Below are 21,662 nucleotides of genomic sequence, written 5' to 3' on the forward strand. Positions count from 1 at the left end.
ACAATCGGCCTATGCTGAGCGTTGCGAGGCCGGTTCGACTTATGAGAAGGAGGGTGGACCATGGGAGGGAAGCTCGCGTTCGTCGCAACGTGCCTGATCCTGGTGAGCGGACTCGCGAAAACAGGACTAGCAGCAGAGCTGCCGGAAATCCCCCCCGAAGTAGTCGCTGACTACCTACATGCAGTGATTGAAGCGGACCGAACGTTTTACACCATCCATGTTGTCGAGCGAATGCAGAAACAGGGCGGTACACCCGCATCGGAAACCTGGCGGAAGGACAAGACCACGTTGCCGCTGCCGGCCCAATTTCTGCGGGAGGCCAGTGAATTGGCAACCTTGACCGGAACCAGGGTGCGCTACCGCCTCATGAGCTTGTGGCCGATCAACCCTCAGAACGCACCGGCGAGCAACTCGGAGCGAAACAGCCTGGAAGCCGTGCGACTCCACCCCGAACGGTCTGTTTCCGGCACCGTCACCATCGGTAGTCAGTCTTATTTCCAAGCCGTCTATGCCGACCGCGCCGTAACACAGGCCTGCATCGCTTGCCACAATGCGCACCCGCAAAGCCCGAAACACGATTTCAAGATCGATGACGTCATGGGCGGGATGGTGATAGAAATTCCCCTGAGCAAGGAGTAGGTTCGGACGGCAGCGTCGATACGCCGCGGGGAAACGGCGCTCCCTGCCGAGCCGTCCGAAGAACGACGGAAGGCACTGACACCTGACATGAAGTTTTCCACCTACGACCCAGGCGAGTTCTACGACGAATTGTTTGAAGGGATCGGCCGGCCCCGGCGGGGAAGCGCGTTACTGCTGCGGAAGTTTGCATCGCTCCCCGATGGAGAACTTAGAAAGCGCCAGCAAGCAGCGGAACGCGTCATCCTGAACATGGGCATGACGTTCGGCGTGTACGGCAGCGACGAGGGGCACGAGCAGATCTTTCCCTTCGACATCGTACCGCGGATTGTGGAGGCACCGGATTGGACGCTCATCGACACTGGCCTTCGCCAACGCCTGCGCGCACTAAACCTATTTATCGATGATGTGTATGACGAGCAAAAGATCCTCAAAGATAACGTCATCCCGAGCGAACTGATCTATTCCAGCAAAGGGTTTCTGAAAGCCTGCTGGGGGCTCAATCCCCCTCGCGGCATCTGGTGTCACATCGCCGGGATCGACCTGGTGCGCATCAGCGACGGCCGCTATTATGTCCTTGAGGATAATATGCGCTGCCCGTCCGGGGTGGCGTATGTGCTGGAAGCCAGACAGGTGATGAAACGAACTTTTCCAGAGCTGTTTGAGGCCTATCGCGTCAGACCGGTCGATGAATACCCAAGCCGCCTGCTGGAAACCCTTCGGTCCTTGTCGGACCTCCCCGATCCGACGATCGTGATCCTCACGCCCGGCAGCTACAATTCCGCCTACTACGAACATTCACTTCTGGCTCAAAAAATGGGTGTGGAACTGGTGGAAGCCAGTGACCTGGTCGTCATCGATGGCTCGGTCCACATGCGCACCACGAAGGGCTCTCAACGGGTGGACGTGATCTATCGGCGGATCAATGACGAATATTTGGACCCGTTGGTGTTCCGTCCCGATTCTCTGCTGGGAGTTCCCGGTGTCATGGAGGCCTATAAGAACGGCCGCGTGGCGATCGCGAATGCGCCCGGCACCGGCGTCGCCGATGATAAGGCGATCTATGCCTACGTCCCCAAGATCATCAACTACTACTTGGCAGAGGAACCGATACTCCCCAACGTGCCCACCTACGTCTGCTGGGAACGCCGGGATCGAGACTACGTGCTGGAACATCTCGATCAGTTGGTAGTCAAGGCGACGAACGAAGCCGGTGGGTACGGCATGATGATCGGCCCCCAGGCCTCTCAGCAAGAACGAGAAGACTGTGCCCGTCGCATCCAGGCCGACCCTCGCAACTACATCGCTCAGCCCACGCTCGCGCTCTCCCGATCGCCGACTCTGGTGGAAGACCATATCGAGGGACGACATGTCGATCTTCGTCCGTACGTCTTGCAGGGGAAAGGGTTCTATGTGTTGCCGGGCGGCATGACTCGCGTGGCCTTGAGAAAAGGGTCCTTGGTCGTCAATTCCTCCCAAGGTGGCGGCAACAAAGATACGTGGGTGCTGTCATGAGTCTTGCGCGCGCACACGCCTCCTGCCGATCGGTCGGCCGGCGGCTCTGCGAACACCTTGGTCGGAGACCGCGATGCTGAGCAGAGTGGCCAGTTCCATCTATTGGGTGAACCGCTACATCGAACGGGCGGAAAACTATGCCCGGTTCATCGAGGTCAATTTGAATCTCTCTCTTGACCTTCCTCGCGGCACGGTCGAGCAGTGGGAGCCGCTGGTCGCGACGACGGGCGATCATGAGATGTTTGTCGCGCGCTATGGAAAAGCGACGAAGGAGACGGTGCTTCATTTCCTTGTGGCGGATGCCGAGAACCAGAATTCCATTCTGTCCTGTCTCCTGGGCGCGCGGGAAAACGCACGGTCGATCAAGGAAATCATCCCCAGTGAAATGTGGGAACAGGTCAACCGCTTTTACCTGATGGTCAGGGACGCCGTCACTCGCGGGATGTCGCACCATGACCTCCACGCATTTTTGGCCGACGTCAAAGCCGCGAGCCATCTACTGTGGGGAATCACCGATGCCACCATGTCCCATGGAGAGGGTTGGCACTTTGCACGGCTCGGCCGCCTCCTCGAACGAGCGGACAAAACCTCTCGCATTCTCGATGTCAAATATTTCATCCTCTTGCCGACCGCCGATGAAGTCGGCACGCCGTTCGACATCATCCAATGGTCGGATTTATTGAAATCCGCGAGCGCCTTAGAGATGTATTACAAACGGTATGGACGCATCGCTCCGGATGACGTGGCCGCCTTTCTCATCCTTGAACCCACCTTCCCGCGGGCAATCCGCTATTGCCTCATTAAAGCGGAGGACTCCCTGCACGCGATTAGCGGATCCGAACGGGGATCCTATCAAAACTTGGCCGAAAAACGATTGGGACGCCTGCGCGCCGAACTAGACTTTGTCGACATCGAAGACTGCGTCACAAGGGGTCTGCATGAATTTGTGGACCACTTTCAAGCACGACTCAACCAAGTAGGCGAGGCTATTTCTGAAACGTTCTTCGTGCCTCGCCGAGTTCACTACACAGAGTCCGTCACGGAGGAGCAATGACGTTTTGCTTGGGAATGAAGGTGGAGGAGGGGCTGGTCGGGATCGCCGACACGCGGGTGACGACAGGGGCGGAATGCATCACCGCGGGAAAGGTATCCATCCATCAACATGGCCGCCACTCGATGTTTCTCATGACATCAGGATTACGATCGGTTCGAGACAAAGCTGTGACCTATTTCGATGAGGCCATCAGCGAGAGCGACCAAACGTTCGACAAACTGTTCAAAGCGGTCAACGTGTTTGCCGCACAGATCCGCCGTGTGGCCGAGGAAGATAAAAGCGCCTTATATAATGCTGGACTGACCTTCAATCTCCACGCCCTGGTGGGCGGGCAACTGGAAAACGACCTCACCCACAAACTTTATCTGATCTACCCTCAAGGCAATTGGGTCGAAGTCAGTGAAGGCACCCCCTACTGTATCATCGGCGAATCCGGCTACGGAAAGCCGCTCCTCGATCGCGTGCTGAGGTATAACTCCAGCATGGACCTCGCGCTGAAGGTCGGCTTCCTCGCCTTCGATGCTACACGGACGAGCTCCACCAGCGTCGAATATCCGCTCGATGTCGTGCTGTATCGGCACGATACGTTCGACATTCTCGAACACCGCTTTCAAAAAGAGGACCTAGCTGAGATTTCTTCTTGGTGGCAATCGCGCATTGCCGATTCAGTGGAAAAGCTTCCCGCCTCGTGGGTAGATCGTTTGCTGGAGGCTCTGCCGAAAGGCACTCGCTCTTCCCCTCAGGACCACGGCAATTCAGCATCGTAAGTCCGGCTCGCGATTCTCCGCTAGCCCGGCCAACGACCGACAAACTGTGTCCCGATGACACGTCACGATCAATCGCGCCGTCGACCAAGCTCGATGCACTGGCCGCGCCACATATCTCTTCCCAGTCCAAAGGTCGATATCACCGGGAAGGATCGCCACTGCGTTTCAATCGAAGAATTTCCGCTTCCGGCTCAGCCATCTGCAGTTTCAATCGCTTGATCTTTTCTTGGAGTCGACCGAGCACACGGTCGTGATCGAGTCCCCACTGACCAGCGAATGGCGTACGGTTTGACGCGACCTCGCCGCTCGCCCACGTTGCCCTGATCTCGTGCGCACCGAAGGTCGTACTTCACATCATGGCCCGAGCCATTGCGATATATGCGACAAGATGACGGGTAAAGAAATGGACGTATTTCCCCTAGTGGCCACCGATGGTGTCGTGCCCTCCCATAAGATGATTAGACAGCGTATAGATCGAAGCGTAATATGATGAGTGACCGTATGATCTGGTGGGCACGTTGGTTCGTACGGGCAAGGAGCTGGGGCGATGCCTTCGGTACCTTCCCACGACCGGTCGTTTTTTCAGGAGGCCATCGATAGGGCCGGCATCCCGGCTCATCGCTCCGCCCCGTCCTCCGCGTCGATACCTCTCAACTCATTATCCTCATTCACCCGGCGATCGATCCCGTTCGTCCTCTCCACTTCACCAAGCACTCACCGGCCAGACCGTATGGTGCAATTCATCTGCTCACGTGGTGCGCCGGCCAGACCGGATCACCCGTGTGCGCAACAAGGAGGTTGGTATGACATCCTCTCAAAAATTGCTGCGGGTCACGACCTTGCTGGGATTCGCATTGGTCTGCGCGACTGTGTTGTGGCCCAGTCACGCACTGCCTGAGAATGCACCGGTCACCCTGCCGATCGAAACGGTGGCTAACTATCTACACGCCGTGATTGAAGCAGACCGGGATGTGTATACCAGACATGTCGTCGAGCGCTTGCAAACAAAGGGTGTGGTCGTGGCATCGGAGAACTGGGAGCAGAAGAATACGCTGCCCCTACCGGCTCAATTTTTGATGGAGTCGGGACGGTACATCGCCAAGAAAGGGTTAGGAATTCAGTACCGGCTGATCAGCTTGTGGCCGATCAACAAGCGCAATGTCGCGGCGAACGAGCTTGAGAAGGCCGGGCTCGGAACCATCTTGACGCAACCGAATCGACCCCACACCGGCTTTATGAAGATCGGGGAGACGCGCTATTTTCAAGCGGTGTATGCCGATCTCGCGGCCACCCAAGCCTGCCTCGGTTGCCACAACGCGCATCCCGACAGCCCCAAACGTGATTTCAAGCTGAATGATGTGATGGGTGCAATCGTGATTACGATCCCCGTCGGGCAATAATGCCGCGGATGTTCGGCACTCTGTCACTCAGGCGCCACGACAATACCGGCAGGACGGACCACGATCCTGCCGGTGGGAACAGGTCCGGTCCTTCACCTGAAACCTTGTCGAGTCTGTTTCAGGGAGGAGTACGGATCACGGGAGCCGGTGTGGTGCGGATCTCGCGTGGCTTCAATCGATCAATCTCTGCGTCCTTGTCTGCGAGTTGCTGCTTCAGTACTTCGATCTCTTCCCGAAGTTGAAGAATGATCTGTTCTGAATCCACCTGGCCGGAGTGGAATGATCCCGGCCCTGGTGCATCAGCTTCTGGTGCCGAGACTGGCGCGTGCGATCCACTGACAGGAACGGGAGCCGCCGCTGATCCCCTGTGCTGGAGAGAGGAAAGAAATGCAGCATGATCGAGGATCAATTCGCTGGCGGACGCTCGATGCCCACCTGACCAATTGGCTTTTGTCCCGATCACAAATCGAGGTAAGTCAAAGACCAAGGCGCCGCCGCTGCCTTGAACGGAATGGAGAGGATTCGCCCGCACACGCGCAAGCTCTTCCGAATTCTCCGCGAGCGCGAGACGGTGATTGGCGATCACCAGATGGAGCTTGCCCTCCTCAACAAACATGCCGCCGGACGTGGTCTCACGACCCGTCCCCTCTTGGCCAACCAACATAAAGACGATCCATTCACGGGATGTTGCTTCTTGAAAGGACTTACGCACAGTGGGCATAAGGAGGTTGATCTCTTCCAACGAGAATACCGAACGCGGCGGTCTCGCGTTATCCATAAGACCGACTCGTTCCTGAAGCAACAATCGGCTGAGGATGGCAAAGAGTTCTTCATCCCTCCAAACACTCGGATGATCATATCGTGGGGATGCACTGCCGGCTTCGAGAAGGGAGTCGAGCCGCACAAACCAGGAGGAGTCCTGTTCAATGACACGACTCGTTAGCGTGGGCGCGGTACAACCGAGACAGAGGAGGATCGTGAGACCAAGGAAGTAAGAATTGAATGACGTGGTTCGTAACACCGGAGGTCCCCCGACGACGGATCAGGGAGGTGCAATCGGCAGACTACGTGAAGTATCGGGAAGAGAGGTTAGGCGTGCCCGGCTTTTTTGGCACGGTCCGCGATCTTTTTTCGGAGACGGGCCTTTTCGAGGCTGATCTGAGCTTCCTTCACTTCGGAAGGGAGCCCACCGGCCTGCAGTCTCTGTTCGGCCTTTTCGACGGCCTGTTGCGCACGACCGACATCGATGTCTTCGGCCTTCTCGGCGATCTCCGCCATCACAGTCACTTTGGATGGTGTGACCTCGGCGTAGCCCCACAGGATCGACATGTAGTGCCACGCGTCCTGAGTCTTGTACCGCAGCTCTCCGATGCGCAGGCTGGAGAGAAGATGGCAGTGTCCAGGCAGGACGCCGAATTCTCCCTCGCTACCCGGAGCGATGACTTCATCGACCTCCTGGCTCAGGAGCAACTTCTCCGGCGTCACGACTTCTAATAGAATCTTCCCGGCCATCTTCTCTTACGACTCCCTTGTCCCACTTGAGCGGGAATCAATGCGTCTTCTTCTGCGCGCGTTCAACGAGGTCTTCCAAAACTTCGCGTGGCGACGAGCACCGAGGACGCGCGGTTTCCGCGCTCCTAAACCTTGACTCCCATCTTTTCCGCCTTCGCGACGGCTTCCTCGATCGGACCGACCATGTAGAACGCCTGCTCCGGCAGGTGGTCGTACTTCCCTTCGAGGATTTCCTTGAAGCTCCGGACCGTATCCTTGAGCTTCACGTACTTGCCCGGCGCGCCGGTGAACGCCTCGGCCACATGGAACGGCTGGGAAAGGAAGCGCTGAATTTTGCGCGCGCGCGCCACGGCCATCTTGTCGTCTTCAGACAATTCATCCATACCGAGAATGGCGATGATGTCCTGCAAATCTTTATAGCGCTGCAATACGGACTGAACGCCGCGGGCCACCTTGTAATGCTCTTCTCCGATGACTTGCGGATCGAGAATACGTGACGTGGAATCGAGTGGATCGACCGCCGGGTAAATACCCAACTCAGCCAACTGCCGGGACAACACGGTCGTCGCATCCAAGTGCGCAAAGGCCGTCGCCGGAGCCGGGTCGGTCAAGTCGTCGGCCGGCACGTAAATCGCCTGCACTGAAGTGATGGAGCCCTTCTTGGTAGACGTAATCCGTTCCTGTAGCGCACCCATTTCGGTGGACAGGTTCGGCTGATAACCGACCGCCGATGGCATACGGCCAAGCAACGCGGACACTTCCGATCCCGCCTGCGTGAACCGGAAGATATTGTCGACGAACAACAACACGTCCTGATTTTCTTCGTCGCGGAAAAATTCGGCAACAGCGAGTCCAGTCAGCGCGACCCGTAGACGGGCTCCGGGTGGCTCGTTCATCTGACCGTAGACCAATGCCGCCTTGGACTTCGTATGGTCGTCGGGATCGATGACCTTGGACTCCTGCATTTCGTGCCAAAGGTCGTTGCCCTCACGGGTACGTTCACCGACGCCGGCGAACACCGAGAATCCACCGTGGTGGAGCGCGATGTTATTGATGAGCTCCATGATGATGACGGTCTTGCCGACTCCGGCTCCGCCGAAGAGCCCGACCTTGCCACCCTTGCTGTACGGCTCCAACAGATCGACCACCTTGATACCGGTCTCGAGCACTTCGGTCTTCGTGTCCTGATCTTCCAATCGCGGCGCAGGCCGGTGAATGGGGTAAGTTTTCTTCGCCTTGATCGGACCCTTTTCATCGACCGGCTCACCCAACACGTTGATCAGCCGTCCCAGGGTCTCACGACCGACGGGAACAGAAATCGGGGCGCCCGTATCCTGCACATCCATGCCGCGAGTCAGACCGTCCGTCGTCGACATCGCGATGCCGCGGACGCGGTTCTCACCGAGATGCGATGCGACTTCAAGCGTGATCCGCACGGCCGGCTTCCCGGCTGCCTTGTTCTCTTCCTGCGTCACCTTGAGCGCATTGTAGATGTTCGGCAATTGACCGGGGGGAAATTCCACGTCGACCACGGGGCCGATGACTTGAATGACTTTTCCTGTGCTCATAAGGCTCCTCTTGTCGTCAATGATGCACCCGGCACATTACCGTGATGCAGCATTCCTCATTCCACATTTTATTTCAGGGCTTCTGCGCCGCCCACGATGTCCATGAGTTCTTTGGTGATAGCCGCCTGGCGAGTCTTGTTGTAATACAAGGTGACTTTTTTGATGAGTTGCCCTGCATTGCGAGTCGCACCGTCCATGGCTGCCATGCGTGCCCCGTGTTCGGCCGCCGCCGACTCCAGAAGGATGCGATAGGCTTGAATCTGAAAATGCTTCGGGACCAAGACATTCAGAAGCTCGCCCTCATCCGGCTCATACAAGTAACTACCGCCGACTGCGGACTGCTCGGTCGCAGTCGGCGCCGCTCCGAATTCGGCGGCCGCATCGATGGGGAACAATTTCTCAACGATCACCCGCTGCTGGATCGCAGACTTGAACTCGTTGTAGACGACGTAGAGTTCGTCGAACGTGCCCTTCACAAAATTTTCCGTCAGGTCGCCGCCGATGTCGATGGCATGTTCGAAGCTCAGCTTGTCGAAGATTCCGGTCCACTCCTGTCGGATCGGCCAGGCACGACGGCGGAAATAGTCACGCCCCTTACGGCCGATCAGGCTGAGATTGACCGAGAGCCCCTGCGCTTCGCACTGTCGGACGAACTCTGAGCTCTTCCGCACGATGTTGCCGTTAAATCCGCCGCACAAGCCGCGGTCGCTCGTGACAACGAGAATTTCGATTTTCTTCCCCTCGCGTTTTTGAAGCAGCGGGTGGGAGGTACGGTTGACGCGCTGACTGAGATTGCTGAGCACCCCGCGCATTTTATGGGCGTAAGGCCTCGCAGCCAAAATGCGATCCTGCGAACGCTTGAGCTTCGCGGCCGCGACCATTTTCATGGCCTTGGTAATCTTCTGCGTATTCTTGAAGGCGGCGATTTTCCGCCGGAGAGATTGTAAGCTCGGCATTCTTGTACGCTCTCAGCAGTCAGCGCTCAGACCTCAGCTCCATGCTGAAGGCGAAGGCTGATTGCTATTTTGCTCCGTAGCCCATTTTCTGCTTAAAGGTCGTGATGATTTCTTTCAGCTTGCCGCCGACCTTGTCATCGATCTTTCCGACCGTGGCGATATCTTTCCGCATGTCCTGGTGATTCTGCGCCACGTAATGGAGCAGGTCCGCCTCGAATTGCAGCACCTTGTCTACGGGGACATCGTCCAGGAATCCGTTGACGCCCGCGTAAATCGACAAGACTTGATCGGCAACCGGCATCGGCTTGTATTGCCCTTGTTTGAGCAATTCCACCATACGTACGCCACGGGCGAGCTGCATCTGGGTCGCCTTGTCGAGTTCGCTCCCGAACTGGGAGAAGGCGGCCATTTCACGATATTGCGCGAGATCTAACCGGAGCGTACCTGCGACCTGCTTCATAGTTTTGATCTGCGCGGATCCGCCGACACGTGACACCGACAATCCGACGTTGATCGCGGGACGAATACCGGAATAGAACAAGTCGCTGCCCAGGTAAATCTGTCCATCGGTAATAGAAATGACGTTGGTCGGAATGTAGGCCGACACGTCGCCGGCTTGCGTCTCGATGATCGGAAGGGCCGTCAGGCTGCCTCCGCCCAACTTATCGCTCAACTTCGCCGCGCGCTCCAGCAAGCGGGAGTGCAGATAGAACACGTCGCCCGGATAGGCTTCACGGCCCGGCGGACGGCGCAGCAGCAAGGACAGCTGACGATAGGCCACCGCGTGCTTGGACAAATCGTCGTACACAATCAACGCATGCTTGCCGTTGTCGCGGAAATATTCACCGATCGCGGCGCCGGAGAAGGGGGCCAGGAACTGCATCGGCGCCGGATCGCTGGCCGTCGCCGCCACGACCATGGTGTATTCCATGGCGTGATTTTCTTCGAGGGTCTTGACCACCCGCGCAACCGTAGAACGCTTCTGACCGACGGCGACGTAGATACAGAATACACCGAGGCCCTTCTGGTTGATGATGGTATCGACGGCGATAGCTGTTTTTCCGGTCTGCCGGTCTCCGATGATCAACTCACGCTGACCACGACCGATGGGGATCATGGCGTCGATGGCCTTGATGCCCGTTTGCAGCGGCTCACGCACCGACTGTCTCGTGTTCACACCGGGTGCCACGACTTCGATACGGGAAGAATGTTGGGAATTGATCGGGCCTTTGCCGTCGATCGGCTGACCGATCGCGTTCACCACCCGTCCGATCAACGCTTCACCAACCGGGATTTCCGCAATACGCCCAGTGCGCTTGACCGGATCGCCTTCCTTGATCCCGACATCATCACCCATCAACACGGCGCCGACATTGTCTTCTTCGAGGTTCAACGCGATGCCGTACAGGCCCCCCGGGAACTCGAGCATTTCTCCGGCCATCGCGCCGTCTAATCCGTAGATTTTCGCGATGCCGTCTCCGACCTGGATGACGGAACCGGTCTGGCTGACATCGACCTGTTGATCGAAGCCCTTGATCTTCTCTTTAATGATGGAGCTGATCTCTTCTGCCTTGATCTGCATGGCTACTCCTTGGTCAACACACGCTGCATGGCGCTCAGTCGGCCCCGGACCGTGCTGTCTACGACGGTGCTGCCCAGGCGGATGTGGAGGCCGGCGACATGTTCAGGTTCTGTATGGAAGGTGACATCGACGTCGCGCTGTAAAAGATCGCGCAATCGGGTGGTGATCCGATCCTGCTCGGCCGCGGGCAAGGCATTCGCGGATGACACGAGCACTTGCTGCGTCCCCTTGGATTGATCCACGAGCTTGGCGAAGGCCTCGGCGATGTCCGGCAGGAAACTGACCCGATTCTTTTTGACCAAGAGTTCGAGAAATCTCTGGCCGACCGGCGGGCATCCGAGTCGAGTGGCCAATTCAATCAGCGCACCCAATTTGGTTTCTTCCGGGAACACAGGAGAAGCGATGGCATGGCGTAACGCAGCGGACTGCGTGAAGGCCTCTCCCAGCCCGTTCAACGCCGAGCGGGCGGGCTCGATGCTTGGGGTATCAAGAAGTTCGAACAGAGCTTTTGCGTATCGACGTGCGACGGCTGTCTTAATCACAATGGACTATCCGCTACGGTTAACCGTGTTTTGATCAAACGGGAAGCTTGCGTGCGGTGGGCACGACAAAAAGCGCGCCAAGTTAGCATTCAAAAGCGGGTACTGTCAAGAAGTGATGCGTGGGGAGACCGCAGATGAGACATCGCAACAAGCATGAGACCCGCGCCAGTGCCGCTTGCGCACGGCCTCCACTGAGCCCCCGCTTCGCAAAATTGATTTACTGGAGAAAAAATTGGAGAGTGGCACTGGCTATGACCGCTGAATGATGCCGCCACCGAGTACGCGGTCGCCATCATAAAACACGGCGGACTGACCTGGGCTCAAGGCGCGCTGCGGCTGATGAAATTGAACCTGAAGCGTGCCGCTTTCAGACGGTAGAAGGGTCGCCGGGCAGGGAGGCGTGGCGTAACGAATCTTCACGTCCGCCTCAACCGGCTGCCGACCGAGGGCGTGATCAAACAGACTGAGATCGGCGACCTGACACTCTGACTGCACAAGCTGATCTTCCGCACATAACACCACCTGACCGGATTCAGGCACCACTTTCTGCACGTACAACCGCTGCCCCACGGCAATACCCAGGCCGCGGCGTTGCCCCGGCGTATAGAACGCGATACCCTCATGCTGCCCGAGGACCTCGCCATCCACCCCCACAAAGGGTCCGGGCTTCTTAGCCTCCGGCATTTCCTGCTCGATGAACGTTCGATAGTCGCCGTGGCTCACGAAACAAATCTCTTGGCTTTCCTTGAGTTCCTCCACGGGCAATCCGAGCGATTCGGCCTCTTGCCACACATCGCACTTCTGCATATGGCCCACCGGAAACAGCAGGTGCGGCAACCAGGCAGGATTGATCCGATAGAGAAAGTAACTTTGGTCTTTGCGCGCATCGAGCGCCCGATGCAGCGACCACTGCCCATCGATCTGCTGCACGCGGGCATAGTGCCCCGTCGCCACATAGTCCAGGCCTCGCTCATGTGCCAAGGCATACAGGGAGCGCAATTTCACCCGCTCATTGCACCGCACGCAGGGATTGGGCGTGGTGCCGGAGGCATACCCGGCGACGAAATCATCGATCACGCCCTGCTGAAAGACTTCGCGACGATCGACAACCTCATATGGAATACGTAGACGTTGCGCGACATACTTCGCGATCCCGATCTTGCAGCATCCCCGCTCTTCCCAGCGCTTGGAGACGGCGACCTGGTCATCCTCATGCTCCCATACCTGGAGCGTGACGCCGTGGACATCGTACCCCTGCCGCACGAGGAGCGAGGCAGCGACGGAGCTATCCACTCCGCCGCTCATACCTAGCAGTACGGTCTGACGTGTCATAAATGGTACCGGAGGAACAATGCGCCGAGCACCTACGGCTCTTGCGTTTTGACTTTGCCGCGATGGGCTACGAGGTCGCGCACGCCGGGATCCTGCGGAGCACCGAATTCAGAGGACTCGTCCTCCGTCCACTTTTCGGCGCCCATATTGCTCATGCCGTGAAAATGCGCGCCTTCTTCGATCATGATCACCGGGCTCTGGATATCCCCGATGAGAATCCCCGGCTTTTGAATCTCGACCTTCTGCAGAGCCGTCACCGACCCCTTCACGCGTCCACTGATCGAGACGGATCCGGCAGCAATCACGCCCTTGATGACGGCGCTTTCTCCGACGATCACCGCCCCGCCCGTATGCACTTCCCCCTCGACACGGCCATCGATTCGGACGGTGCCATCAAACGTAACAATGCCCTTAAAGCTGGTCCCCTTGCCGAGAAAGGTAAATTTATCGTCTTCCGCGACCGGCTGCTTTTTGGTCTCACCCCACATCGGCGTCCTCCTTCACACACCCCACACATCCTAGAGGCCGGGGCGCAGGCTGAATGGAACCTTGCTATGCCTACCTCTTGCTTACAAGGCAAGCCAGACCCTGTCCAACAAATTCGTCGTTGAGCCGAGTTATCCGTTGACCAACTTGACGCCCTGTCCGCGCGTGGATCCCTGCCCCTGCGGCTCGCGCGTTCCCGACTGGCTCATCTCCAACGTGCCGTTGAAGACCACCCCTTCTTCCATGGCCAACAGCGGCGCCTTCACGCCGGCATTCACCACGGCAGGCGCGCGCAACTTCACCTTCTCCCGGGCGCTGATGTCGCCGGTGATCTTCCCTTTGCACACCACGGTACCGGCCGTGATCTTCGCCGTCAGAACCGCATCCTCACCGACCAGCAACACTCCTTCGGTATGAATCTCTCCATCCAGATTGCCATCGATGCGGACGGTGCCGTTATAGGAAATGACACCCTTGAAGCTGACACCTTTTCCGACAAAGGCATTGATCTCTTCGTTTCCCTCGCGCGGTGCCGTAGATTCCAAATTTTCCATTTCAGTTCCCTCGCTTTGTCCTGCCTGACGCTTCCCGTCCTGCTTGTCCTTATTAATCCACGCCATTTGTTGCACCTCCCACCTGTTACAACGTCGTCCATGATCGGACCGGCAGGCTTTCAATTACCTGCCGGACGGTCACCACTAAGAGTGTCCCCATTTAATATCCGGTGAAAATCGCCGATATTTTACTCTCGCAGCGAGCAGAAAATCTCGCCTAAAACACATCTGCCATCAATTGAGCAGCCGCTCGACGACGCCGTCCAATTCTTCCGGCGAAAAATAATGGATGACGATCTTGCCGCCGCGCCGCCCCTTCTGAACATCCACTCGGGTCCCCAGACGTTTCTGCAATCGCTCTTCGAGATCCGATCGTAATGGCGCACGAACCGGACGTTTCCCCGGCTTTCTCGCTTCCGCATGTTCCTGTACCAATCGCTCCGCTTCGCGGACGGACAGTTGCCCGCTGACGATCTGTGTCGCCAAACTGACCTGCGCGGCCGGTGTCATCAGCCCGAGAATGACCTTGGCATGGCCTGTGGAGAGCTGATCGGATTCGATCATGTGTTGCACCTCGGAGGGCAGCGACATCAATCGGAGCAGGTTCGCCACGGACGACCGGTCGCGCGCCACTTTCTGAGCGATCGCCTCCTGGGTAAGTCCGAATTCATTCAGCATGCGTTGGTACGCCCGCGCGGTCTCCATGGGATTCAGGTCGTCCCGCTGGAGGTTCTCCACCAACGCCAACACCATCGACTCCTGATCGGACACGTTTCGCACAAGAGCTGGAATCTTCTGCATTCCCGCTAACTTAGCAGCTCTCAAGCGTCTCTCACCGGCAATCAACTCATAGATGCCATCACCTTTTCGTCGTACCAGAATCGGTTGCAGCAAGCCATTTTGCTTCAACGAGGCGGTCAACTCGGCCAGTTCGACCTCGGAGAATTGCTGCCGTGGTTGAAAGCGGTTTGGGACGATCGCTTCGAGCCGCAACTCCTGGACATCACCACGCTCCGGCTCTGCCGTTGTTCGGCCGGTCGGCAATAGTGCGTCGAGTCCTCTACCGAGGGCTTTTTTCTCCATGGACCACAAACTCCTTGGCTAGGGAAAGATAGGCTTGGGCACCGGCGGATGCCATGTTGTAGAGCAGGGCCGGGCGACCATAGCTCGGTGCCTCGGCCAACGTCACGTTGCGGGGAATCATCGTTTGGTACACGCTGGCCCCGAAATGCCCGCGAATCTGTTCGACCACCTGGCGGGCCAGCGAATTGCGCGCATCGTACATCGTGAGCACAATGCCCTCGATTTCCAACCCAGGGTTCAGCGACTGCCGGAGACGCTGAATACTCTCCATCAGCCGACCGAGGCCTTCCATCGCATAGTATTCGCATTGCACCGGGATCAACACTGAGTGCGCCGCGACCATCGCGTTGATGGTCAGGAGGCCGAGGGCCGGTGGACAATCCAGCAGAATGGTGCCGTAGCGGTCAGACACCTCAGCCAGGGCCTCTTTGAGACGCTGCTCACGGTCCTCCATATTTACCAGCTCAACCTCTGCACCGGCGAGGTGGGAATTCGCCGGGACAATCGACAACCCGTTCACTCCGGTCTGCATAGCCAGAGACTCAATACTCTCCTTACTAATCAAGGCATTGTAGATCGTCTTCGTGAGCGACATGGCGTCCACACCAAGCCCGCTCGTTGCGTTTCCCTGAGGGTCAATATCGACGAGGAGAACCGATCCTCCCTCGATTGCCAGCGCTGCGGCAAGGTTCACAGAGGTGGTTGTTTTCCCCACTCCACCCTTTTGATTCGCAACAGCAATGATTCGAGCCATGTAGTTCCCCTATCCACTCAAACAAAGATATGTGCGCCCCAATGTTCCACGTGGAACACCATCTCATCTCAACGCCTTTGAATACACGGACAACACTCGATGCCCGTACCTAGCAGGAAGCTCATACTCGACTTCCTTGATCAAAGCAAGGCCGACAAGCTCAAAACTCCTAGGAACCTTCTCCGCACGGTATAAAACAAGCTTTCCGTCCGGCTTCAGAAGCGTCGACAGCGCCACGCCGAACTGATCCACCTTAAAGGCCCTCACGACGATGTAATCAAACCGCCCCTGAACATTTCCTCGACCGGCATAATCTTCCAACTTGGCCGTCGCAACCGTCACGTCCTGCAGACCAAGCGATCCCACGACATAGCGCAAAAACGCCCCCTTCTTTTCGCTCGGCTCAAGCAATTCAACGGACAGCTGAGGCCGTACAAATTTGAGGGGCAGAGCCGGAAATCCAGCACCGGCACCAACATCGAGCAACTCAATTTCACTATTAATATCAATGACTTTAAGCCCATAGATTGAGTCAATAAAATGCTTCACCAGGATCTCTCGATCATCGTCGATGGCCGTGAGATTGATGGCCCTATTCCATTTTTTCAGCTCGCTGAGGTAACGCCAAAAATAAGAAACAGAGGAATCATGAATGGAAATGGAGAACTCAGCGGCAAGAGACTGAAGAGATTTTTCGAACTGTAGCTCGTCGTGTTCCACGTGGAACACTTACGCGAAAAGAACCAACAGGGTCAAGCAAGTTCTTCCTTATCATGCGCACAGTGTTAGCGAGAATCCATTCCCGGCAATCCAGCACACCATTTCATGCCGATGGTTGCCGACGATGTCTCTCGATTGCAACCAACAGAAGTGAAATAGCGGCAGGCGTCACACCGGAAATACGCGAAGCCTGCCCTATCGATGCCGGCTTCACACGCTTGAGCTTCTCCCTGACTTCACCTGAGAAACCGGCTATTCCGTCATAATCAAACTGATCTGGAATCGCTCTGTGCTCTAGCTTCTCCGATCGCTGAATCTGCTGCAGTTGCCGCTTAATATATCCTTCGTATTTCACTTCGAGTTGAATCGCTTCCGCGATATCAAGATCGTCAATATTAGCGCCACCGAACACTGCGACGATCTTTTCATACGTCATTTCCTGACGCCTGAGAATCTCAGCCAACGATTGCGTTGGTGCCACAGTGCCTATCTTCGCCTCTTCCATGAGCCGCTTCACATCAGACGTTATTTTCGGCCTGGTTTCCTTGAGGCGCTGAACTTCCCGTTCAATAGCAGACCGCTTCGCCTCCAGCTTCCCGCGCACCTCATCAGATACCAATCCGATGCGGTGCCCGAGATCCATCAGGCGAAGATCGGCGTTGTCATGGCGGAGCAACAGACGGTATTCCGCGCGCGAGGTGAACATCCGATAGGGTTCTCTGGCATCTTTCGTAATTAAATCATCAATTAACACGCCAATATAGGCCTGCGACCGATCCAGCACGAGCGGCTCTTCACCACGCCACCTCAAGGCCGCGTTTATTCCAGCCATAATTCCCTGGGCACCGGCCTCTTCATACCCGGACGTTCCATTGATTTGGCCGGCGTGGTAGAGCCCGGCAACTAATTTCGTCTCTAGCGAATTGTGAAGTTGGCGGGGAGGAAAATAATCGTACTCGACCGCATACCCAGGCTTCAGCATTCTCGCCTGCTCAAGTCCGGGAATAGTTTTCAGGATGGCCGCTTGCACATCGACCGGGAGACTGGTTGAAATTCCATTCGGATAAAACTCGTTCGTATCCAACCCTTCCGGCTCGATGAAGATCTGATGCCGGTCTTTGTCGGCAAACCTCACGACCTTATCCTCGATCGATGGGCAATATCGGGGACCGACAGAGCCAATCACCCCGCTGAACAACGGCGATCTATCAATATTTTTCGCAATAATATCATGCGTTTGTGAGTTCGTGTACGTCAAATGGCAGGGCACCTGTGGCAAGGACACACGCAGCGTTCGGTAAGAAAACGGCGGTGGAGGATCATCTCCTGGCTGCAGCTCCATCACAGAAAAATCGATAGAATCCCGATCGAGGCGGGGTGGAGTTCCCGTCTTCAACCGACCAACCTCAAATCCAAAATCACGCATGCAATCGGAGAGGTGCTCCGCGGACGCCTCCCCAGCACGACCAGCGGGAAAATGATTGAGACCGATATGGATCAACCCCTTCAAAAATGTGCCCGACGTAAGCACTACTGCCCGCGCATGAATAGACGTACCGGCATCCGTGACGATACCGGTTACAGCCCCACCCCGGGTGAGAATGCGATCAACTGTCCCGCCCCTGATCTCAAGTGCCGGCTGCGCACGGAGCGTGCGCTGCATGACTTCGCGATAGACCTTCTTATCGCATTGCGCGCGCAAGGCACGGACGGCCGGACCCTTGCTGGTGTTGATCATCCGAAACTGGATGCCGGCCTGGTCGGTATTTCGCCCCATTTCTCCGCCTAACGCATCGATCTCCTTGACGAGATGTCCCTTGGCAATGCCGCCGATCGCAGGGTTGCAGGACATCTGAGCGATCCGGTCCGGATCCATCGTGAGCAGGATCGTGCGCACCCCCATGCGGGCTGCGGCCAGAGCCGCTTCACACCCGGCATGGCCTCCCCCGACGACGATGACGTCACACTGTTCACTCACGACAAGAGTCCTTTCATTTCCCGATGCAAAACTCAGCGAAAATGCGCTCCAGAATTTCGTCGGTCGTGATAGCCCCGGTAATTTCACCCAGGGCGTCGGCAGCGATACGAAGATCCATCGCAACTAATTCTCCCGCCATCCCTGCCTCGACCGACTGTCTGGCCTGCTCCACCCCCTGCAACGCGCGCTCGAAAGCAGCGGCATGCCGAAGATTGGTCACAAGGACCCCTTCCCGGGACTCTAAACCCCTCGGCATCAATCGGCTGCTGATCGCATCTCGCAATCCATCCAGTCCAATCTGCATTTTCGCAGAGATATCGAGCACACCGGCGTTCACGGGACAGACGCGGATAAGGTCTTCTTTCGAGATCCGAGATGGCAGATCGCACTTATTCACGACCAACAACGCCTGCGCGGCCTCCTGACGACGAAGCAACAGCCGATCGCTCTCCAGCAACGGTTGCGAGCCGTCCAGAAGAATCAGCGCCAAATCCGCGTCTTCCCATGCGAGGTGGCTCCGACGAATGCCTTCGGCTTCGACGGGGTCATCCGTTGCGCGGATGCCGGCCGTGTCGAAGAGTCGGACCGGAATGCCATGGATACTGACGACCTCTTCCAACATATCCCGCGTCGTACCGGGAATCGGCGTGACGATCGCGCGGTCGCTCCGTAACAGGGCATTCATCAAACTCGACTTGCCGACGTTTGGACGTCCGAGAATCGCCACTGCGGCGCCTTCTCTCCAGATCCGTCCTTCCTGACCGGACTGAACCAGACCCCGCAGCTTGCTCAAGGTCTCATCAAGGAGCCGCAGAAGTTCGTCCTGCCGAACGAATGCAATATCCTCTTCCGCAAAATCCAGCGCGGCCTCGATATGCGCCAAGGCCACGACTAAAGCCGACCGCGTCTCCTCCACTTCACGGGACAACTCGCCGCGCCGTTGCGATTGTGCAATCGCCAGGCTACGCGCAGTCTTCGCGCGAATCGTATCGAGCACGGCCTCGGCCTGCGCCAGATCCAGTCGGCCATTAAGGAACGCGCGCTTGGTAAACTCCCCCGGTTCAGCCAGTCTGGTCCCTGCGGATATCAAGCCCAGGCACAGCTGATCCAGCACGACCGGCCCCCCATGGCACTGCACCTCGACGACATCTTCGCCGGTATACGAATGCGGCCCCTTCATCACGACTACGAGCGCTTCATCGAGCACCGCATGCGGACGTGATTCCGTCCCGCGAGGAACGGTTTGGAGCGCGCCGGGCGAGCCTACGTCCGCCAGCGCCATGACATGAGTTTGAAGGTCGTGAAGGGATTTGCCTGACCGGAGGCGCACGACTTGAGAAGCGACATCAACGGCTTGAAGCCCGCTGATGCGGACGACCCCGATTCCCCCTTCGCCGGGAGGGGTGGCGATAGCACAGATGGTATCGTCCAGCGCGCCATGCATGACGCACCCAATCGTGTGGAATTACTCGGATGGACTGTTGCGCCGCTTGCCGCTGCTCTTCTGCTCTTTCGGTTCGTCGCCGGTCACAGCATCGGCGTCCGCAGCAGCCACTTGCCACTTCTTCCCGAACAGCCGCTCGGTCACCACCTGCTGGGTGATCGTAAGCGTATTGTTCGTCAGCCAATAGAGCACCAATCCGGCGGGGAAGTTCACGAACAGGAACGTCATGAACACCGGCAGAAACAGCATGATCTTCGCCTGCGTCGGATCCATCGTGGTCGGAGTGATCTTTTGCTGAATGACCATGGTGGCGCCCATGACGATCGGCAGCACGTAGTAAGGATCCTGCACAGACAGGTCTTTGATCCAGAGCATGAACGGGGCCTGCCGAAGATCGATCGTCATATACAGAATATTGAACAGCGCCACGAAGACCGGCATCTGCAGCACCATCGGCAGACAGCCGCCGACCGGATTCACCCGATGATCTTTATAGAGCTTGATCAGTTCCTTGTTCAGCCGCTCACGATCGTCCTTGAACTTCGTCTGCAGGGCCAGCACTTTCGGCTGAATGACCTGCATCTGCTTCATGGACTTGTAGCTCTTGTACTGCAGCGGCACGAACATCAGCTTGATCAGCATGGTCAAGAGAATGATCGTGATCCCGTAGTTGTGCGTAAATTCGTAGAGGAATCGCAGCACATAGAAAATCGGCTTGGCCACCGCCTTGACCAACCCCCAACTCCCAAATACAAACCAGCCGAAATCGATCGTATCTTCCAGCCCGACGTTTAAGCGTTTCAGCGTGTCGTACTCTTTGGGCCCGGCGTAGAGCTGCATCGCCATCGTTGCCTCGCTCTCGGGCGTGGCGAAGCGGACACCGGCCGACACCAGCTTGTCCCCTTCCTTCTTCGCGAGGGCAGCCGCAGCCTTCTGCGGCATCAACACACTTAAGAAATACTTATCCTGAATGGCCGACCACTTCACGTCGCCTTTGCGTTCAGCCTCGCCGTCCGGCGTTTCCTTCAATACCTTGTCGTCGACCAATGACGCCGACCCCATGAGCCCGATGAAACCTTCCCCCCACTCCACAATGCCGAAATTGGTGCCGAGAGTGACATCCACCGGAGTCGTCAGCCCTTGAGTACGAATCGCAATGTCCACCACGTAGGACCCATGGTGAAAGGTCAGCTCCTTCTCAACGTCAACATTCTTCTGGGTATCGTGGTACCGGAAGGTGAGGTGACCGACAGGATGCGCGCTATCGAGATGCGAGAGATCCTGGGTGACCTGATAGAGGGCAGATCCAAGGTCGCTGGTCACGGCTTGATCCCCGGTCACCAGGCTCAGAGGTCCCTTGAACCGTCCTCCGCTATAGACCAACTGCACAGGCGTCGAGCTCTGCTCGACAGCCGCGCTGTATCGCTTCAATTCCCAGGATTTGAGCACGGCGCCGCGATTGCTGAATTTGGCACGAAACAGTTCCGTGTCCACTTCAACCGTTTGCTCCTCACTTGCTGCCCCGGTCGCATTGCCGGGAGAAGCGGGCGCACCATTCACGGAGGAGACCGGATCAGCACTTGCAGCCTTCGCTGGATCTCCCGCACCCCCCGCAGGCTTGCCTGTCTCGGCCGCAGGGCTTGGGTTCGTAGCCACCTGCACCGGCTCAGACGGCGGCAACAGCCCCATGCCCTTGAGCAGATAGTCGTAACCGATAATCACGGCCAGGGAGACGATGAGGAAGACGATGACGCGTTTTTCCATGGAATTTATGTACTG

General features: G+C 57.3%; 20 protein-coding genes. 5 read left to right on the forward strand and 15 right to left on the reverse strand.

Translation table 11 applies throughout. The features are described from left to right. Positions 1 to 60 precede the first annotated feature (60 nt). From NSND_RS12280 to NSND_RS12300, 5 genes are all read left to right on the forward strand, one after another. Positions 61 to 639, forward strand: a complete 579-nt coding sequence (locus NSND_RS12280) for a Tll0287-like domain-containing protein (RefSeq protein ID WP_080879282.1) — start codon at positions 61 to 63, stop codon at positions 637 to 639. 87 nt (positions 640 to 726) lie between these two features. Then, complete coding sequence (locus NSND_RS12285) at positions 727 to 2,151, forward strand: circularly permuted type 2 ATP-grasp protein (RefSeq protein WP_080879283.1); 1,425 nt, start codon at positions 727 to 729, stop codon at positions 2,149 to 2,151. Between the two features lie 73 nt (positions 2,152 to 2,224). Continuing rightward, positions 2,225 to 3,205 (forward strand): alpha-E domain-containing protein, encoded by a 981-nt coding sequence (locus tag NSND_RS12290; RefSeq protein WP_080879284.1) that lies wholly within the window; start codon positions 2,225 to 2,227, stop codon positions 3,203 to 3,205. Positions 3,206 to 3,219: 14 nt separating this feature from the next. Next, on the forward strand, positions 3,220 to 3,972 hold the full coding sequence (locus NSND_RS12295) for a proteasome-type protease (protein ID WP_235000338.1): 753 nt from the start codon (positions 3,220 to 3,222) through the stop codon (positions 3,970 to 3,972). A gap of 803 nt (positions 3,973 to 4,775) precedes the next feature. Then, entirely contained in the window at positions 4,776 to 5,372 is a 597-nt protein-coding gene (locus NSND_RS12300) for a Tll0287-like domain-containing protein (protein WP_080879286.1), read from the forward strand. A gap of 118 nt (positions 5,373 to 5,490) precedes the next feature. Here the strand turns inward: NSND_RS12300 and NSND_RS12305 are convergent, their stop codons facing one another. From NSND_RS12305 to yidC, 15 genes are all read right to left on the reverse strand, one after another. Then, positions 5,491 to 6,150, reverse strand: coding sequence for a hypothetical protein (locus NSND_RS12305; RefSeq protein ID WP_143833537.1), 660 nt, complete (start codon positions 6,148 to 6,150; stop codon positions 5,491 to 5,493). A 311-nt stretch (positions 6,151 to 6,461) separates the two neighbouring features. Continuing rightward, positions 6,462 to 6,884, reverse strand: coding sequence for a F0F1 ATP synthase subunit epsilon (locus NSND_RS12310; RefSeq protein WP_080879288.1), 423 nt, complete (start codon positions 6,882 to 6,884; stop codon positions 6,462 to 6,464). Between the two features lie 125 nt (positions 6,885 to 7,009). Then, positions 7,010 to 8,452 carry a F0F1 ATP synthase subunit beta gene (gene atpD / locus NSND_RS12315; protein ID WP_013246977.1) on the reverse strand — a complete coding sequence of 481 codons (1,443 nt, stop codon included), beginning with the start codon at positions 8,450 to 8,452 and terminating at the stop codon, positions 7,010 to 7,012. 68 nt (positions 8,453 to 8,520) lie between these two features. Then, positions 8,521 to 9,408 carry an ATP synthase F1 subunit gamma gene (gene atpG / locus NSND_RS12320; protein ID WP_080879289.1) on the reverse strand — a complete coding sequence of 296 codons (888 nt, stop codon included), beginning with the start codon at positions 9,406 to 9,408 and terminating at the stop codon, positions 8,521 to 8,523. A 64-nt stretch (positions 9,409 to 9,472) separates the two neighbouring features. Beyond that, positions 9,473 to 10,990: a F0F1 ATP synthase subunit alpha gene (gene atpA / locus NSND_RS12325; protein ID WP_080879290.1), complete on the reverse strand. Its 1,518-nt coding sequence runs from the start codon at positions 10,988 to 10,990 to the stop codon at positions 9,473 to 9,475. Positions 10,991 to 10,992: 2 nt separating this feature from the next. Beyond that, entirely contained in the window at positions 10,993 to 11,532 is a 540-nt protein-coding gene (gene atpH, locus NSND_RS12330) for an ATP synthase F1 subunit delta (RefSeq protein ID WP_159450767.1), read from the reverse strand. A 249-nt stretch (positions 11,533 to 11,781) separates the two neighbouring features. Further along, on the reverse strand, positions 11,782 to 12,864 hold the full coding sequence (gene mnmA / locus NSND_RS12335) for a tRNA 2-thiouridine(34) synthase MnmA (protein WP_080879292.1): 1,083 nt from the start codon (positions 12,862 to 12,864) through the stop codon (positions 11,782 to 11,784). Between the two features lie 32 nt (positions 12,865 to 12,896). Continuing rightward, complete coding sequence (locus NSND_RS12340; RefSeq protein ID WP_080879293.1) at positions 12,897 to 13,352, reverse strand: bactofilin family protein; 456 nt, start codon at positions 13,350 to 13,352, stop codon at positions 12,897 to 12,899. Positions 13,353 to 13,481: 129 nt separating this feature from the next. Then, complete coding sequence (locus tag NSND_RS12345; RefSeq protein ID WP_080879294.1) at positions 13,482 to 13,970, reverse strand: bactofilin family protein; 489 nt, start codon at positions 13,968 to 13,970, stop codon at positions 13,482 to 13,484. 168 nt (positions 13,971 to 14,138) lie between these two features. Then, the gene (locus NSND_RS12350; RefSeq protein ID WP_080879295.1) at positions 14,139 to 14,987 is read right to left on the reverse strand and encodes a ParB/RepB/Spo0J family partition protein; all 849 of its coding nucleotides are present in this window, start codon (positions 14,985 to 14,987) and stop codon (positions 14,139 to 14,141) included. Continuing rightward, positions 14,965 to 15,741: a ParA family protein gene (locus NSND_RS12355; RefSeq protein WP_080879296.1), complete on the reverse strand. Its 777-nt coding sequence runs from the start codon at positions 15,739 to 15,741 to the stop codon at positions 14,965 to 14,967. The genes NSND_RS12350 and NSND_RS12355 overlap by 23 nt, the downstream gene beginning before the upstream one ends. A 63-nt stretch (positions 15,742 to 15,804) precedes the next feature. Next, on the reverse strand, positions 15,805 to 16,461 hold the full coding sequence (gene rsmG / locus NSND_RS12360; RefSeq protein WP_159450768.1) for a 16S rRNA (guanine(527)-N(7))-methyltransferase RsmG: 657 nt from the start codon (positions 16,459 to 16,461) through the stop codon (positions 15,805 to 15,807). A gap of 103 nt (positions 16,462 to 16,564) precedes the next feature. Next, complete coding sequence (gene mnmG / locus NSND_RS12365; RefSeq protein ID WP_080879298.1) at positions 16,565 to 18,439, reverse strand: tRNA uridine-5-carboxymethylaminomethyl(34) synthesis enzyme MnmG; 1,875 nt, start codon at positions 18,437 to 18,439, stop codon at positions 16,565 to 16,567. Between the two features lie 13 nt (positions 18,440 to 18,452). Then, positions 18,453 to 19,883: a tRNA uridine-5-carboxymethylaminomethyl(34) synthesis GTPase MnmE gene (mnmE, locus tag NSND_RS12370; protein WP_080879299.1), complete on the reverse strand. Its 1,431-nt coding sequence runs from the start codon at positions 19,881 to 19,883 to the stop codon at positions 18,453 to 18,455. A gap of 21 nt (positions 19,884 to 19,904) precedes the next feature. Continuing rightward, positions 19,905 to 21,647: a membrane protein insertase YidC gene (gene yidC / locus NSND_RS12375; RefSeq protein WP_080879300.1), complete on the reverse strand. Its 1,743-nt coding sequence runs from the start codon at positions 21,645 to 21,647 to the stop codon at positions 19,905 to 19,907. Between the last annotated feature and the right edge of the window lie 15 nt (positions 21,648 to 21,662).

Origin of the sequence: Nitrospira sp. ND1, assembly GCF_900170025.1 — a bacterium.
Classification (GTDB): domain Bacteria; phylum Nitrospirota; class Nitrospiria; order Nitrospirales; family Nitrospiraceae; genus Nitrospira_A.